At 69.5% G+C, this 305-nt stretch carries 1 protein-coding gene; it reads left to right on the forward strand.

All coding sequences use genetic code 11. The features are described from left to right. On the forward strand, positions 1–305 hold a 305-nt coding region (locus tag OQ02_RS39830), incomplete at both ends, for an AMP-binding protein (RefSeq protein ID WP_033443871.1).

Below are 305 nucleotides of genomic sequence, written 5' to 3' on the forward strand. Positions count from 1 at the left end.
GCCCAAGGGCGTCGGAGTCCCGCACCGGGCCGTCGCCCGGCTGCTGTACGCGCCGGACTGGATGGAGATCCACGGCGACGACGTCTTCCTCGAACTCGCCCCGGTCGCCTTCGACGCCTCCACCATCGAGATCTGGGGCCCGCTGGTGAACGGCGCCCGGCTGGTGGTCCACGCCGGCCGGACCGTCGAACTCGACCAGCTCGCCAAGGAGATCCAGCAGGAAGGCGTCACCGTCCTGCTGCTCACCACCGGTCTCTTCAACCAGATGGTGACCCAGCACCTCGAAGCCTTCGAGGGCGTGCGCC

It is taken from the genome of Saccharothrix sp. NRRL B-16314 (assembly GCF_000716595.1).
GTDB lineage: Bacteria > Actinomycetota > Actinomycetes > Mycobacteriales > Pseudonocardiaceae > Actinosynnema.